The sequence below is a fragment of the Tardiphaga sp. 768_D3_N2_1 genome (assembly GCF_052076105.1).
Lineage (GTDB): Bacteria > Pseudomonadota > Alphaproteobacteria > Rhizobiales > Xanthobacteraceae > Tardiphaga.
This window is the reverse complement of record NZ_CP197245.1, coordinates 3,706,504-3,720,293: the sequence shown is the minus strand read 5'-3', so window position 1 is coordinate 3,720,293 and position 13,790 is coordinate 3,706,504. Positions and strand designations below refer to the sequence as shown.

Here is a 13,790-nt window from a genome sequence, read left to right as displayed (position 1 = left end):
TTAGATACCTATCGCAACTTCTTTAAAATTGGCCTGCCTCGGTCGCCGAAAGTTCGAGTGAGTAATAGATTGTTTTGATTGGTGTATTTTCCCTGTTTGCGATAACGCAGGTGCGAAAAGGTCGGGAGTGGTATTAAGAAACCGACCTTGCATCAGCGACATCGCTGCGGCATGAGGCTGAAGGAGGTCTATTTGCTGCAGGTGCGAGAAGAGGCATGACAACAGCGAGCAGGATGTTCGAATGATCTATGTGAGCTCGCTCGGAGGCCTTGCTGCTGTGGCAAATGCGCTGCCAGCCTTCGATCTGTTGACCCTTCTGTCACCTACAGCGAGCGAGCGCGACTGGAGCGGGTTGGCGCGTGAGCGGCATGTGGAGCTGGCTTTTCACGATATCGTCGAAGCGACGCCGGACCTGATCGTGCCCGATGCTGATGCCGTAAATGCGATTCTCGAATTCGGTCGCAGCAGCGTCGCCGATCGCCCGATGCTGATTCACTGCTGGGCTGGTATCAGTCGCTCAAGTGCCGCGGCTTACGCCATCGCCTGTGATCGGAATCCCGGCTATGAGGCGGCGATTGCAGATGAACTACGCAAACGTTCGCCTTATGTGACTCCGAACAAACTGATGGTGCAATTGGCTGACGAACAGCTTGGCCGCGAGGGACGTATGATCGAAGCCATTGCGCGCATCGGTCGCGGTGCGGACGCCTTTGAAGGTGAGCCTTATCGCTTGCCGTTGAACTGGCCTATTTGATCAGGGCTGCGACGCCGAGCAGAAAGCCAATCTCGAACAGCTGCTCGACGGCACCGAGCACGTCGCCAGTGTAGCCGCCGATCATCCGGCGCGACCATAGCGCGAGAAGTGCGGCAAGCGCTGCGCCGAGCAGAAGACCCGCAGAAAGCGATGCGACCGAGATGAGCGCAAGCGGGGCCGATGCGAGTGCGACGACGGTGAGCGCAAAGATCAATTCCTCGGACCGCACGGGTGCGTCGGCATAGGAGACCTTCATCGCACTGGTATCGCCGCTATAGGGCAGGCGGTTCATCACAAAAGCGGGGACGGCGCGTGCAGCGGCATGGGCGGCGATCAACGCCGCCGCACCTGCCCACATCGGCAATATGGCGAGCGCCGCAATACGCAGTGCCACGCCGAGGCCGAGTGCCAGCGCCCCATAAGTGCCGATGCGGCTGTCCTTCATGATCGCGAGGCGCTTCTCGACAGTCCACCCCCCGCCGAAACTGTCGGCTGTGTCGGCCAGGCCATCTTCGTGTAGCGCGCTGGTGATGACCATACTTGTTGTAATCGCCAGCAAAGCCGCGATCAGCGGTGACCAGAATTCGCTGGCAACGAGGAGCACGATCGCGGAGGCGGCGCCAATGCCGAGGCCGACGATCGGAAAATACTTCATTGCACGCGCAAGCCAGTCAGCCTCCTGCGCGTCGCCAGTTGCCGGTACCGGCAGCACCGTCAGGAAACGGATCGCATTCAGCAGATGCGGATCCGGTCTCATCTAGATCTTTCCGGCCAGTACGTCGTCGAGGCTGGCGACATCGGTCAGCATGCGCGCGGCGGCACGGACCAGCGGCACCGCAAGCAGTGCACCGGTGCCTTCACCGAGGCGCAGGCCGAGATCGAGCAGCGGCCTGGCATCGAGCGCGCTGAGTACGATGTCGTGGCCGCGTTCGGCCGAACGGTGCGCGAAGACGCAGTAGTCGCGTGCAGCCGGACGCAGGCTAACGGCGAGCAATGCCGCGGCGCTGGAGATGAAGCCGTCGATGATCACCGGCCGCCGTTGCGAAGCCGCGCCGAGGATCGCTCCGGCCATGCCTGCGATTTCCAGTCCGCCGAATTGGGCCAGCACATCCAGCGGCGCGGTTGCATCGCTGCGCGCCGCCGCCTTCGCGATCGCTGCGCGCTTGCGCGCCATGCCGGCGTCATCCTGCCCGGCGCCAACGCCGATACAGTCATTCAGTAGCGCTGGCGCAAGCCGATGAACGACCAAAGCCGACGAAGCCGTATTGCCGATTCCCATCTCGCCGAGCGCGATGATGTCTGCGCCGGCCTTGATCTCGCCGACGGCGATCCGGTAGCCGCGCGATAGCGCATCGGCCGCCTGTTCTGTCGTCATTGCCGGCTCGCGTGCGGCATTAGCCGTGCCCATACGCACCTTGGCGTCGATCAGCTTTGGATGCACGGGCAGTTCGGCAGCGACACCGATATCGATTACGCGAACGTCGATGTTATTCGCCATGGCGAAAGCATTGGCCGTGGCGCGGCCGGCCAGATAGGTCATCACCATCGCGACCGTGACCGCCGACGGATATTGCGACACGCCTTCGGCCACGAGTCCGTGATCTCCGGCAAATACCAGCAGCACGGCATTGTCGCCGCGCGGCTCGCCGGGATGCCGGATCATGCCGAGCTGCAGCGCCAGGTCCTCGATTCGTCCCAGCGAGCCCGGCGGCTTTGCCTTGCCGTCGATGACGGCGCGGATACCTGCCGCGATCTGCGGGTCAACAGGCGCAATGGCGGGCGGTTGCCACAATGGCTGGGAATGGGCGGGCATCGGGTTCCTTTTCGCGGCCTAACTGACGCAAGACGACCTGCAAGGTCAACAGGTCCGGACGACAGTCCGCCGGCGCGGTTGACCCCGGCGCACCCGGCAGATAGCGTCTTTGGCGATGGTCCTTCCGCGTGGAAGGTGAAAAGGGAAGCCGGTTTGAAGCCGGCGCTGCCCCCGCAACTGTAAGCGACGAGCCCGCGCCGGTGCCACTGGGAATTCTTCAGAATTCTTGGGAAGGCGGCAGCAGGCTGTGACTCGCAAGCCAGGAGACCTGCCATCACGAACTGTGCTTTGGAGGCGTCGTCGGGGCGGGGTGCACCGGACGGGAGCGAACCGACGGCCAAGCCGTCGGCGCGATCCAACAAAGCTCGTAGGCCCGCGAGGGCATGAACTGAGCATGTAATGGATCACGACAGCGCCGATATCTCTGGCGAACAAATTTCGGTCGAACCGCCACGCCCTGTGCCGTCCGGTCCCGTTGTCGTGAGCGTGTGCATCAGCTGCAAGGCCGCCGAAACCGGCATGATCGTCGGGCCGGACATGTTCGATGCTGTGAAGGCCGCGCTCGGCGATGGCGATGCCGCCGTGATGGTGCGTCCGGTGCAGTGCCTCAGCGTCTGCAAGCGGCCGGCGACGGTCGCGGTGACAAGCCCTGATGGTTACACGTTCCTGTTCGGCGATCTGCAGACCGATAGCGGCAGCGCGGCGCTGGTGTCCTTCGTCGAGTCCTATCAAAGGGCCGATTACGGTCTTGTACCGTGGCGTGAACGTGCCGAGGTGCTGCGCAAGGGCATGGTCGCGCGCGTGCCGCCGCTGCGCTGGTCGCCTGAAGATGGGCGTGCGCCGAAATGACCGCCGCGACAACGACACTGGTGCTGGGTGGTGCGCGTTCCGGCAAGTCGGCTTTCGCCGAGAGACTGGTTGATGGCATCGGCCTGACGAAAATCTATCTGGCCACCGCAACGGCCGGCGATGATGAGATGCAAAATCGCATCGCGCAGCATCGCAAGCAGCGCGGCGAGGGCTGGATCACCGTGGAAGAGCCGCTGGCTCTGGTCGATGCGCTGACGCGTGAAGCGACGGTCGGCCGCGTCGTGCTGGTGGATTGCCTGACACTGTGGCTGTCGAACCTGATGTTAGCCGAGCGCGATCCAGAGATTGAAGCGAAGCGTCTGGTGCGCTTCCTCGATGTCTCGCGCTATCCGATAGTCTTCGTCTCCAATGAAGTTGGCCTCGGCCTCGTGCCGGAGACACCGCTCGGCCGCGCCTTTCGCGATGCGCAGGGCCGGCTCAACCAGATCATCGCGGCCGCCGTGCCGAATGTTGCTTTCATCGCAGCCGGGCTTCCGCTCTGGCTCAAGCGTTCCCAGGAGAATTGAATGTCCCGCGTTCCCGTCACCGTCCTCACCGGATTTCTCGGCGCCGGCAAGACCACGCTGCTGCGTTCGCTGCTGACTCAGGCCGATGGCCGCCGCATCGCCGTGATCGTCAATGAATTCGGCGATGCCGGTTTCGACGGTGGCCTGGTCGAGGAATGCGCGGCGAAGGCCTGCGCTCCCGGCGATATCGTCGAACTCACCAATGGCTGCATCTGCTGCACCGTGGCCGATGACTTCGTGCCGACCATGGACAAGCTGCTGTCGCGTGAACGCCCGCTTGACGCCATTGTCATCGAGACATCCGGTCTCGCACTGCCGCAGCCGTTGCTGAAGGCATTTGCCTGGCCCGTGGTAAAGACCCGCGCGACCGTCGATGGCGTCGTCACCATCGTCGATGCGCTGGCTTTATCGGAAGGCCGCGTCACGCTGGATGAGGACGCCGTTGCCGAACAGCGCGTCAAAGACGAGGGCATCGAGCACGACGATCCGATCGAGGAAGTGTTCGAGGATCAGCTTGCTTGCGCCGATCTTGTCGTACTGTCGAAGAGCGATCTGGTTGCTCCGGAGAAACTTGCCGAGATTGAAGCCAAGCTGAAGACTGTGCTGCGTCCGGGTGTCAGCATCGTGCGCTCCAAGGGCGATCTCGCGCCCAAGGTGCTGATCGGCCTGAATGCCGCAGCCGAAGACGACATGGCTGCCCGTGTCGGTCATCACGGTGAGGAAGAAGAGCACGACCATGACGATTTCGACAGCATCGTCGTCAAGCCGACGGCTGCGGCCAGCATCGACGCAATGCGCGCGCGCATCAGCGACGCGCTTGGCCTCGATGGTGTTTTGCGCGTGAAGGGTCATGCGCGCATCACCGACAAGCCTGCGCCGATCGTCGTTCAGGCCGTCGGCGCCCGCGTCGACCTCGCCTTCGCGCGGCCGGACGTGACACAAACCGAACATCTGGTTGTGATCGGCCTCAAGGGATTTGACGGCGACGCGGTGCGAAAGGCTCTCGCCGGGTAACGCAGGTTCACCCGCATGCATCTGAAGCTCGACACGTCCGGCAGTATTGACGACGGCGACGTTGCCCGCGATCTCGGGCAGGACACCGCCGACATCGTCGTGCTGTCGGCGGCAGACAGCGACTTGGCAGCGTTCAATGCCGCGCATGCCATGCTGCCTGGCGATTTCCCGAGCGTGCGGCTCACAAATATGCTGGCGCTCGGCCATCCCGCGTCGATCGATCTCTATGTCGAGCGTACGCTCGCCAGGGCGAAGATCGTGGTGTTGCGCATGCTTGGTGGCATCAGCTACTGGCCACATGGCGTCGAAAGCCTGCGCAGCGACGCGCTGAGCCGCGGTGCCAAGTTCGCGTGCCTCCCCGGCGAGATGGACTGGAATGCCGAACTGGCTGCGCGTGGTACGGTCAGTAGCGATGACACCCACGCGCTGTGGCGCTATTGCAGCGAAGGCGGCGTCGATAACGCGCAACTGGCGCTGCGCTATGCCGCACATCTGATTGGCCATGGCGAGCAACCTCCTGCCGCGCGCCCGATGCCCTCGGCCGGCTTCTGGCCGAATGAGCCTGCGACGAGTGATCGACCCAACGCCATCGTAATCTTCTATCGCGCGCTCGTCGCTGGTGGCGACACCGCTGCGATCAACGCACTGCGTCTGTCGCTGCGCGCGCGCGGTCTGAATGCCGTCTGCCTCTACGTCACCAGCCTGAAGGACGAGCGCTCCGCCGCCTTTCTGCGTGCCGCGCTGGCGGCCTATCCGCCCGATATCATCATCAACGCGACGGCTTTTGCGACGGCAACGGCTCATGACGATGCGGGCGTCCTCTCCGCCTCAGGCTGTCCGATCCTGCAGGTCGCACAGGCCGGTATCTCGCACGCCAGCTGGGAAGCCTCGACGCGTGGTCTCACGCCGCGCGATCTGGCGATGCATGTGGTGCTGCCGGAAGTCGATGGCCGCATCTTCGCCAATGCCATCGCCTTCAAGGAACGCGGCATCAGCGACGGCGGCTTTGTGCCGACGACGCTGCAGCCGGTGCAGGATCGCATCGATGCGACGGCCGATCTCGCAAGGGCATGGGTGCGCTTGCGACGGGCCTCCGCGAGCGAGCGGCGCGTTGCGCTAATCCTCGCGAATTATCCCAATCGCGATGGTCGGCTTGCCAATGGTGTTGGGCTCGATACACCGCAGAGTCTGATCGATGTGATCGCTGCGATGGGTGAAGCAGGATACCTCACGGATGGCGCGCCCGACACGGCGACCATTATGATGCAGCTGCTGCAACAGGGGCCGACCAATGCGCTTAACGGGCGCGCTGAGCGAAGCGGTGGCGTGACTTGGCCGCTGGCTGACTATCACGCGGCCTTTGCGACGCTGCCGGCTACAGTGCAGTCCGCCATCGAAGCGCGTTGGGGTAAAGCCGAGAATGACCCGCACGTTATCGATGGCGCCTTCCGTCTCGGCCTGCACCGCTTCGGCAATATCACCGTCGGCGTACAGCCCGCGCGCGGCTACAATATCGATCCGAAAAGCACCTATCACGATCCCGATCTGGTGCCGCCGCATCACTATCTCGCCTTTTATCTCTGGCTACGCAGCGACTTTGATACGCATGCGGTGGTCCATCTCGGCAAGCACGGCAATCTCGAATGGCTGCCGGGCAAGAGCGCTGGGCTTTCGGCCGAGTGCCTACCGGATGCGGTGCTCGGTCCGCTGCCGCATCTCTATCCTTTCATCGTCAACGATCCCGGCGAAGGTATTCAGGCCAAGCGCCGGGCGTCGGCCGTAATTATCGATCATCTGACGCCGCCGATGACCCGCGCCGAACTGCACGACGATCTGGCGCAGCTGGAGAACCTGGTCGACGAATACGCCATGGCGAGCGATCTCGATCCCAAGCGCGCGGCGGTCATCGCCGAGGACATCCTATCGCTCGCCCGCGCGCAGCAGATCGATGCCGACGTCAATGTCACCCGCGACACGCCGACCGGCGAAGCGCTGCGTGCGCTCGACGCGCATCTGTGTGATCTCAAGGAAATGCAGATCCGCGATGGGCTACATATCTTCGGCCGCTTGCCGGAGGAGGCATCGCGCAACGATTTGCTGGTTTCGATCGCCCGGCTGCCGCGTTCCGACATCAAGCCGCAAGATGCGTCCTTGCATCGCGCGCTGGCCGCCGATCTCGGGCTTGGTGCGTTCGATCCGCTCACCCGCGATATGGCCGATGACTATCTCGGCCCGCGCCCCGGTATTCTTGTCGATATCAGCGATGCAGTGTGGCGTACCACAGGTGACACCGTTGAGCGGATCGAAGGGCTGGCGTTGCAGCTTGTCTCCGGCAAGCTCGATTGCGATCCCGTATGGACCCGCACAGCACAGGTTCTGGATTGGATCGCTGCGAAACTGCGTCCAGCCATTGATGCCTGTGGCAGCGCCGAGATGACGGCCTTTCTCGAGGGCCTCGACGGCCAGTTCGTTCGCCCCGGCCCATCCGGCGCGCCGACGCGCGGGCGCCCCGATGTATTGCCGACGGGGCGCAACTTCTTTGCCGTTGATGTCCGCGCGGTGCCGACGCCCTCGGCGTGGCGTATCGGGCAACTCGCGGCCGAACGGTTGATCGAGAGCTATTGGCAGGAAGCCGGCGAGTGGCCGCGCGCGATCGCGCTGTCGGCCTGGGGTACGGCCAATATGCGCACTGGCGGCGACGATGTGGCTCAGGCGCTGGCGCTGATCGGCGCCCGGCCGCTGTGGGAGGAAACCTCGGGCCGCGTCACGGGCTTTGCGATCACGCCGCTGTCTGAACTGAAACGCCCGCGCGTCGATGTGACCTTCCGTGTCTCCGGCCTGTTCCGCGACGCGTTCCCGACCCAGATGGATATCATCGGCTCCGCCGTGAGTGCCGTGGCCGAACTCGACGAACCCGATGACGCCAATCCCATTGCGGCCAATGTCCGCGCGCGCGCCCGCACGCTTGAAGCCGGCGGCATGACTTGCGAGATCGCTCGGCGACAGGCAACGCGCCGTGTGTTCGGCTCCAAACCGGGTGCCTATGGCGCAGGATTGCAGGCGCTGATGGATGAAGGCGGCTGGAGCAATCGCGCTGACATTTCCGACGTCTATCTCGATTGGGGCGGCTATGCCTATGGCAGCGGAACCGACGGTGAGGATGCACGCGGTGAATTTGCCGAGCGGCTGAAAAGCGTCGACCTCGTTGCGCAGGCGCAGGACAACCGCGAGCACGATATTCTGGATTCCGACGACTACTACCAGTTCATCGGCGGTCTCGCGGCGACAGTGCAGACATTGCGTGGCTCGGCGCCGCGCATCGCCCATATCGATACGTCACGTCCGGAAGCGCCGATTGCCCGGCCGCTCGCGCATGAGATCTCGCGTGTCGTGCGCGGCCGCGGCGCCAATCCGAAATGGATCGCTGGCGTGATGCGTCATGGCTATAAAGGCGCGTTCGAGATTGCGGCCACGGTTGATTATTTGTTCGGCTTCGCGGCCTCCACCAATGCCGTCGCCAATCACCATTTCGATCAGCTGTTCGCGTCCTATCTGGAAAACGATGAGGTTCGTAGCTTCATGGCCTCCGCGAATCCCGCGGCGCTGCGCGAGACGGCAGCACGCTTTGCCGAAGCCATTCGTCGGGGCCTGTGGACGCCGCGCTCCAACAGCGCGCAACATCTGATCACCGAAATTCTGCCGCAGGCACATCAAGAGATCGCAAAGGAAATCGCATGACCGGGACCGCCCACGACGAAGCCGCCGAGAACGCGCGCCACAAGGAGAAGGCTGCCAAGCACAAGGTGGCGAAAGACAAGATCATGGCGGGGAAGACCGCCGAGAAGGGCCTGTTGATCGTCCATACCGGGACCGGCAAGGGCAAGACATCGGCCGCGCTTGGCATGGTGTTCCGTCATATCGGCCACGAGATGCCGGTCGCCGTCGTGCAGTTCACCAAGTCGCCGTCATGGGACACCGGCGAAGCGCGCGTGTTGGCGAAATTTCCCGAACTCGTCACGCTGCACATCATGGGCGAGGGATTTACCTGGGAGACGCAGGACCGCGAACGCGACATCGCCGCGGCAACCGCCGGCTGGGAACGCGCCAAGGAACTGATTCGCGATACCCGTCACCGCATGGTGCTGCTGGATGAACTCAACATCGTGCTGCGTTACGACTATCTCGACCTCAATGAGGTGCTGACCTTCCTGCGCGACGAGAAGCCGGCGGATAAACACGTCGTCATTACCGGCCGCAATGCCAAGCCCGAACTGATCGAAATGGCTGACCTCGTCACGGAGATGATGCTGGTCAAACATCCGTTCCGCGCCGGCATCAAGGGCCAGAAGGGCGTGGAATTCTGAACCTTGGGCGCGCAGAACCTCTCCATCTGTCATCCCCGCGAAGGCGGGGATCCATAACCACGGTCGCGATAAATGAAACTGCTTTGCTCGTGCCGAGTGAACATGAACTCGGTGTTTATGGGTCCCCGCCTTCGCGGGGACGACATGCTGAAAGGCCTGTGACCATCATGAACCTCACCACGCCCGCGCTGATGATCCAGGCGACCGGCTCCAATGCCGGCAAGTCGACGATCGTTGCCGGGCTTGCGCGGGCGCTGGTGCGGCGTGGCCTCAAGGTCGCGCCGTTCAAGCCGCAGAACATGTCGAACAATGCAGCGGTCGCGGTCGATGGCGGCGAGATCGGGCGCGCGCAGGCGGTGCAGGCGCGCGCGGCGAAGCTGCCGCCGAGCGTGCACATGAACCCTATACTGCTGAAGCCCGAGACCGATACCGGCGCGCAGGTCATCGTGCAGGGGCAGCGTTGGGGCACGCTGCGTGCAAAGAACTATCTGGAAAGAAAATCCGCATTGCTCCCCGCGGTGCTGGAGAGCTTCTCGCTGCTTGCCGACGAGGCTGACATCGTTCTCGTCGAAGGTGCTGGTAGCCCGGCCGAGATCAATCTGCGCAAGGGCGACATCGCCAATATGGGGTTCGCAGCGGCAGCCAATATTCCCGTGGTGCTCGCCGGTGATATCGATCGCGGCGGCGTCATCGCGAGCTTGGCCGGTACGCATCTGGTGCTTGAGGCCGAGGAACGCGCGCGCATCCACGGTTTCATCGTCAACAAGTTCCGTGGCGATCCCAGCCTGTTCGACAATGGTCTCACGGCAATCACGCGACTAACGGGATGGCCGTCCATCGGCGTGTTGCCATGGCTGCCGCAAGCTGCGTTCCTGCCTGCCGAAGACGCGGTCGATCTCGATCGCCGCCATGTTTCATCATCGACACGCATCATTGCGGTGCCGGTGCTGGCACGCATCGCCAATTTCGACGATCTCGATCCGCTGGGCATGGAGCCGGGTGCGAAGCTGGTCTTCGTGCGGCCCGGCGAAGCCATTCCCGGCAATGCCGATGTGGTCATCCTGCCGGGCAGTAAATCCACCATCGGCGATCTCGCCTTCCTGCGCGCGCAGGGCTGGGACATCGACATCAAGGCGCATATGCGCCGCGGTGGTCATGTGCTCGGCCTGTGCGGCGGCTATCAGATGCTCGGCCGAACGATTACCGACCCCGAAGGTGTCGATGGTTCGCCGGGCACCGTCGACGGGCTGGGTCTGCTCGATATCGCGACGCTGATGAGGGCTGACAAGTCGACGACGTTTGTGTCCGGTACGCATTGCGCAACGGGAGCTGCAATCGAGGGCTATGAAATTCACCTCGGCCGGAGTGAAGGAGCCGATTGCGCGCGGCCTTTGGTTATGATCGATGGACGGCCTGATGGCGCAGCTTCAGTCGATGGGCGCGTGCAGGGCACTTATGTCCATGGACTGTTCACCGGCGATGCCTTCCGCAAGGCGTGGCTGGCCAATCTCGGCATTGCCTCCTCGCTGGCCTATGATGCGCAGATCGAAGCCGCGCTCGATGCGCTGGCCGATCATTGCGAAAAGCATCTGGATATCGATCGGCTGATCGAGATCGCCCGCAGCCGTTAGAGCAATAGCGCCAGCGCGGCATAGATCGCCACCTGCAAGACGCAGGCGGCGACGAATACGCGAAGTGCGCGGCCGATGTCGTCGGGCGCTGCGGTTCGACCTTCTGCATTGAGATAGGGATCGTTGACGGCGCCCTCGGCATAGACGCGAGGTCCAGCTATTGCGATTCCGAGCGCGCCGGCCATGGCGCTTTCCGGCCAGCCGGCGTTGGGCGAGCGATGTTTGGAGGCGTCGCGTAGCATGACACGGAACGATGTCGTGATCGATCCTTTGACGATCGGGGCGACGATAGCTACGAGCAGTCCCGACAGGCGCGCAGGGATCAGATTGACGAGATCATCCAGCCGCGCAGCAGCCCAGCCAAAATCCTGATATCGCGCGCTGCGATGACCGATCATCGAGTCCGCGGTATTGATCGCCTTGTAGGCGATCAGGCCGGGCAATCCGAGCAGCGCCAGCCAGAACACCGGCGCGACAATGCCGTCGGAGAAATTCTCGGCGGTGGATTCGATGGCGGCGCGCGACACACCGGATTCGTCGAGCCGCTCGGGATCGCGCCCGACAATCATCGCGACAGCCTGCCGTGCCGCAGGCAAGCCGCCGTCGGCGAAAGCGCGATGGACGCGGGCCACATGCTGATACAGGCTGCGCTGGGCAATCAGCACGGAGGCGATCAGACCCTTCACCAGAATTCCGAACGGACCTGGCTCAAATACGTCCTCGAGCACGCCGTCGATGACAATGGCTCCCGCGACCAGCAAGATCACGGTTACTACACCCATGGCCCTGCGCCTGGCACGTGACCAGTTCTCCCGATTGAACCGGCTTTCCAGATATCCGATGACATTGCCGATCCAGACGACCGGATGCGGAACGCGTCGCCATAGCCAGTCGGGATCGCCGATCACCGCATCGAAGGCGAGAGCCGCGATGACGACGTAGAGCGTGTCATCCGAGGCCAGCATCAATGGTCCACACGCTGAAGCTCTGTGGCCAGGCGATCCAACGCCTGCGCCAGAGTAGGGCCGCCGCAAACAGTGAGCTTTTCCGGGATCACGATACGTTTGGACGCGGGATAGAATTTCTCCAGCGCCGGATGCAGCAGGAAGGCGCGGCCTTCGTCTTCGGCATAATCGTTGCTGTCGGTCACCAGCAGAAAATCCGGCTTCAGGCTGACGATCGCTTCCAGCGAGGCATAACCGCCGGCCTTGAGACCGAGTTCACCGCCAGCATTTGTCAGGCCAGCCGCCGAGAGCAGTGATGTCGTAAGATTGTCTCCGCCAGATACCCAGCCACGGCGCGAGACCGCCAGAACGCGAAATGGTTTGCGCCGCGCCGTTTCCCGCGCATGCGCCATCGCAGCATCGAGTTTTGCGATCTCCGCATCGGCACGGTCCGGATGTTTCACCAGGGCACCCATCTGGCGCAGCTGCTTCTTCACGTCCTCGAATGAGCGCGCCGGATCGAACTCGACCACGCGCAGACCTTTGTCCTTCAACAATTCGCGCGTCGCGCGTTTGGTATACCGGCCTGCCACGACGATATCGGGCTTGAGAACCAGCACGTCCTCGGCTTCGCCTGACAGATGCGGAAATTGCGCAGCTTTTGTCGCGTCCCAGGATCGCGCGGGATCGCGCGCATAGGGACTGAGACCCAGGATCTGCTCGGGATCGGCAAGGGTGGCGAGCAGTTGGTCGGTACAGAGATTGATCGACGCGATGCGTGGTTGCTCGGCTGAATATGCGGGAGCTGATGCGCAGACGCTGCCGAGCAACGCTGCAGCCATGAGCACGTCACGTACCCCCTCGCGCTTGGCGCTGGAAAATGGCATGACACGCGCATGAAACATGGTGGCGATCTCACGCAGGCGATGGCGGAATTCGGCGGTGCGCCGGATCAATGGCTCGATCTCTCGACCGGGATCAATCCATGGCCGTGGCCCATTGCTGTTAACCTGCCGAGCCATCTTTGGGAACGCTTGCCGGCGCGCACCGATGAACAGCTGTTGCTGTCCGCCGCGCGTAGCGCTTACCACGTGCCCGATAACGTCGATGTCGTTGCCGCAGCTGGTACGCAGTCGCTGATCCAGTGGTTGCCGCATCTCGCCGCGCCCGGAGCTGTCGCCATTGTCGGGCCGACCTATAACGAGCATGTCGCGGCCTGGCGTGCCGGCGGACATGAGGTTGGCGTGATCGGCAGCCTCAGCGCGTTGCCTGATCATGCCAAGCATGTGGTGATCGTCAATCCCAACAATCCCGACGGGCGCGTCGCCACGCGCGATGAACTCGCCGATGTTGCGGCGATCCTGCAGCGGCGCGGCGGCTGGCTGGTGATCGATGAGGCCTTCGTCGATGTCGATCCAGCGCTCAGCGCCGTCAATCTGTGTGCGAAGTTGCCGGTGGTGATCCTGCGCTCGTTCGGGAAATTCTACGGCCTTGCAGGTCTGCGTCTCGGTTTCGCGCTTGCGGCTCCGCTGATCGCGCAGCGCATCGCAACTGCTATCGGCCCCTGGGCCTGTTCCGGTCCGGCACTGTTCATTGGCGCGGCCGCATTGCGCGACGAGCTCTGGGCTTCGCGCGCCCGCGTCGCGCTGGTCGTCCAGGCTATCAAGCTCGACAAGGTTCTGTCCGATGCCGGTTTCGAGATTGTCGGCGGCACGCCGCTCTACAGGCTGGCGCGACATGCCGACGCCCTGAAATGGCATTCGGCGTTGGCCCGGCAGCAGATCTGGTGTCGCCGCTTCGACTGGGGCCATGAGCTGCTGCGCTTCGGCTTGCCGCCCGATGCGGCTGCTCTGAGCCGGCTTGCTTCTGCGCTGGCGAAATAGCCGCCACATCG

12 protein-coding genes and 1 riboswitch are annotated in these 13,790 nt (G+C 63.3%); of the genes, 8 read left to right on the top strand and 4 right to left on the bottom strand.

Annotation, left to right across the window (positions count from 1 at the left end; all coding sequences use genetic code 11):
* The first annotated feature begins 241 nt into the window (after positions 1-241).
* Positions 242-754, top strand: coding sequence for a tyrosine phosphatase family protein (locus AB8A27_RS17525; RefSeq protein ID WP_441242998.1), 513 nt, complete (start codon positions 242-244; stop codon positions 752-754).
* Here the strand turns inward: AB8A27_RS17525 and cobS are convergent.
* A complete protein-coding gene (gene cobS / locus AB8A27_RS17520) occupies positions 747-1,511 on the bottom strand; it encodes an adenosylcobinamide-GDP ribazoletransferase (protein ID WP_441242997.1) in 765 nt (254 codons plus the stop codon). The genes AB8A27_RS17525 and cobS overlap by 8 nt on opposite strands.
* A complete protein-coding gene (cobT, locus tag AB8A27_RS17515) occupies positions 1,512-2,567 on the bottom strand; it encodes a nicotinate-nucleotide--dimethylbenzimidazole phosphoribosyltransferase (protein ID WP_441242996.1) in 1,056 nt (351 codons plus the stop codon).
* 99 nt (positions 2,568-2,666) lie between these two features.
* A riboswitch (cobalamin riboswitch) is annotated at positions 2,667-2,857 on the top strand.
* 109 nt (positions 2,858-2,966) lie between these two features.
* Here cobT and AB8A27_RS17510 point away from each other — a divergent pair.
* From AB8A27_RS17510 to AB8A27_RS17485, 6 genes are all read left to right on the top strand, one after another.
* On the top strand, positions 2,967-3,416 hold the full coding sequence (locus AB8A27_RS17510; protein ID WP_441242995.1) for a DUF1636 domain-containing protein: 450 nt from the start codon (positions 2,967-2,969) through the stop codon (positions 3,414-3,416).
* Positions 3,413-3,943 (top strand): bifunctional adenosylcobinamide kinase/adenosylcobinamide-phosphate guanylyltransferase, encoded by a 531-nt coding sequence (gene cobU / locus AB8A27_RS17505; protein ID WP_441242994.1) that lies wholly within the window; start codon positions 3,413-3,415, stop codon positions 3,941-3,943. Before AB8A27_RS17510 ends, cobU begins: the two co-directional genes overlap by 4 nt.
* A complete protein-coding gene (cobW, locus tag AB8A27_RS17500; RefSeq protein WP_441242993.1) occupies positions 3,944-4,957 on the top strand; it encodes a cobalamin biosynthesis protein CobW in 1,014 nt (337 codons plus the stop codon). It abuts the gene before it with no gap.
* A gap of 15 nt (positions 4,958-4,972) precedes the next feature.
* Positions 4,973-8,695, top strand: coding sequence for a cobaltochelatase subunit CobN (gene cobN, locus AB8A27_RS17495; protein WP_441242992.1), 3,723 nt, complete (start codon positions 4,973-4,975; stop codon positions 8,693-8,695).
* Positions 8,692-9,321, top strand: coding sequence for a cob(I)yrinic acid a,c-diamide adenosyltransferase (gene cobO, locus AB8A27_RS17490; RefSeq protein ID WP_441242991.1), 630 nt, complete (start codon positions 8,692-8,694; stop codon positions 9,319-9,321). Before cobN ends, cobO begins: the two co-directional genes overlap by 4 nt.
* 167 nt (positions 9,322-9,488) lie before the next feature.
* Positions 9,489-10,952, top strand: coding sequence for a cobyric acid synthase (locus AB8A27_RS17485; protein WP_441244942.1), 1,464 nt, complete (start codon positions 9,489-9,491; stop codon positions 10,950-10,952).
* On the opposite strand, the gene cbiB is transcribed toward AB8A27_RS17485, so the two are convergent.
* Both cbiB and AB8A27_RS17475 read right to left on the bottom strand, forming a co-directional pair.
* On the bottom strand, positions 10,949-11,917 hold the full coding sequence (gene cbiB / locus AB8A27_RS17480; RefSeq protein WP_441242990.1) for an adenosylcobinamide-phosphate synthase CbiB: 969 nt from the start codon (positions 11,915-11,917) through the stop codon (positions 10,949-10,951). The genes AB8A27_RS17485 and cbiB overlap by 4 nt on opposite strands.
* Positions 11,917-12,801: an ABC transporter substrate-binding protein gene (locus AB8A27_RS17475; RefSeq protein WP_441242989.1), complete on the bottom strand. Its 885-nt coding sequence runs from the start codon at positions 12,799-12,801 to the stop codon at positions 11,917-11,919. The genes cbiB and AB8A27_RS17475 overlap by 1 nt, the downstream gene beginning before the upstream one ends.
* On the opposite strand from AB8A27_RS17475, the gene cobD reads away from it, so the two are divergent.
* Positions 12,793-13,779: a threonine-phosphate decarboxylase CobD gene (gene cobD, locus AB8A27_RS17470; protein ID WP_441242988.1), complete on the top strand. Its 987-nt coding sequence runs from the start codon at positions 12,793-12,795 to the stop codon at positions 13,777-13,779. The two genes, AB8A27_RS17475 and cobD, sit on opposite strands and share 9 nt — an antisense overlap.
* Positions 13,780-13,790: the final 11 nt, after the last annotated feature.

What these genes read in the sequence shown, in the direction of transcription:
- AB8A27_RS17525 (WP_441242998.1), top strand. Translation starts at nt 242, where the DNA reads ATGATCTATGTGAGCTCGCTCGGAGGCCTTGCTGCTGTGGCAAATGCG.
- cobS (WP_441242997.1), bottom strand. Translation starts at nt 1,511, where the DNA reads ATGAGACCGGATCCGCATCTGCTGAATGCGATCCGTTTCCTGACGGTG.
- cobT (WP_441242996.1), bottom strand. Translation starts at nt 2,567, where the DNA reads ATGCCCGCCCATTCCCAGCCATTGTGGCAACCGCCCGCCATTGCGCCT.
- AB8A27_RS17510 (WP_441242995.1), top strand. Translation starts at nt 2,967, where the DNA reads ATGGATCACGACAGCGCCGATATCTCTGGCGAACAAATTTCGGTCGAA.
- cobU (WP_441242994.1), top strand. Translation starts at nt 3,413, where the DNA reads ATGACCGCCGCGACAACGACACTGGTGCTGGGTGGTGCGCGTTCCGGC.
- cobW (WP_441242993.1), top strand. Translation starts at nt 3,944, where the DNA reads ATGTCCCGCGTTCCCGTCACCGTCCTCACCGGATTTCTCGGCGCCGGC.
- cobN (WP_441242992.1), top strand. Translation starts at nt 4,973, where the DNA reads ATGCATCTGAAGCTCGACACGTCCGGCAGTATTGACGACGGCGACGTT.
- cobO (WP_441242991.1), top strand. Translation starts at nt 8,692, where the DNA reads ATGACCGGGACCGCCCACGACGAAGCCGCCGAGAACGCGCGCCACAAG.
- AB8A27_RS17485 (WP_441244942.1), top strand. Translation starts at nt 9,489, where the DNA reads ATGAACCTCACCACGCCCGCGCTGATGATCCAGGCGACCGGCTCCAAT.
- cbiB (WP_441242990.1), bottom strand. Translation starts at nt 11,917, where the DNA reads ATGCTGGCCTCGGATGACACGCTCTACGTCGTCATCGCGGCTCTCGCC.
- cobD (WP_441242988.1), top strand. Translation starts at nt 12,793, where the DNA reads ATGAAACATGGTGGCGATCTCACGCAGGCGATGGCGGAATTCGGCGGT.
- AB8A27_RS17475 (WP_441242989.1), bottom strand. Translation starts at nt 12,801, where the DNA reads ATGTTTCATGCGCGTGTCATGCCATTTTCCAGCGCCAAGCGCGAGGGG.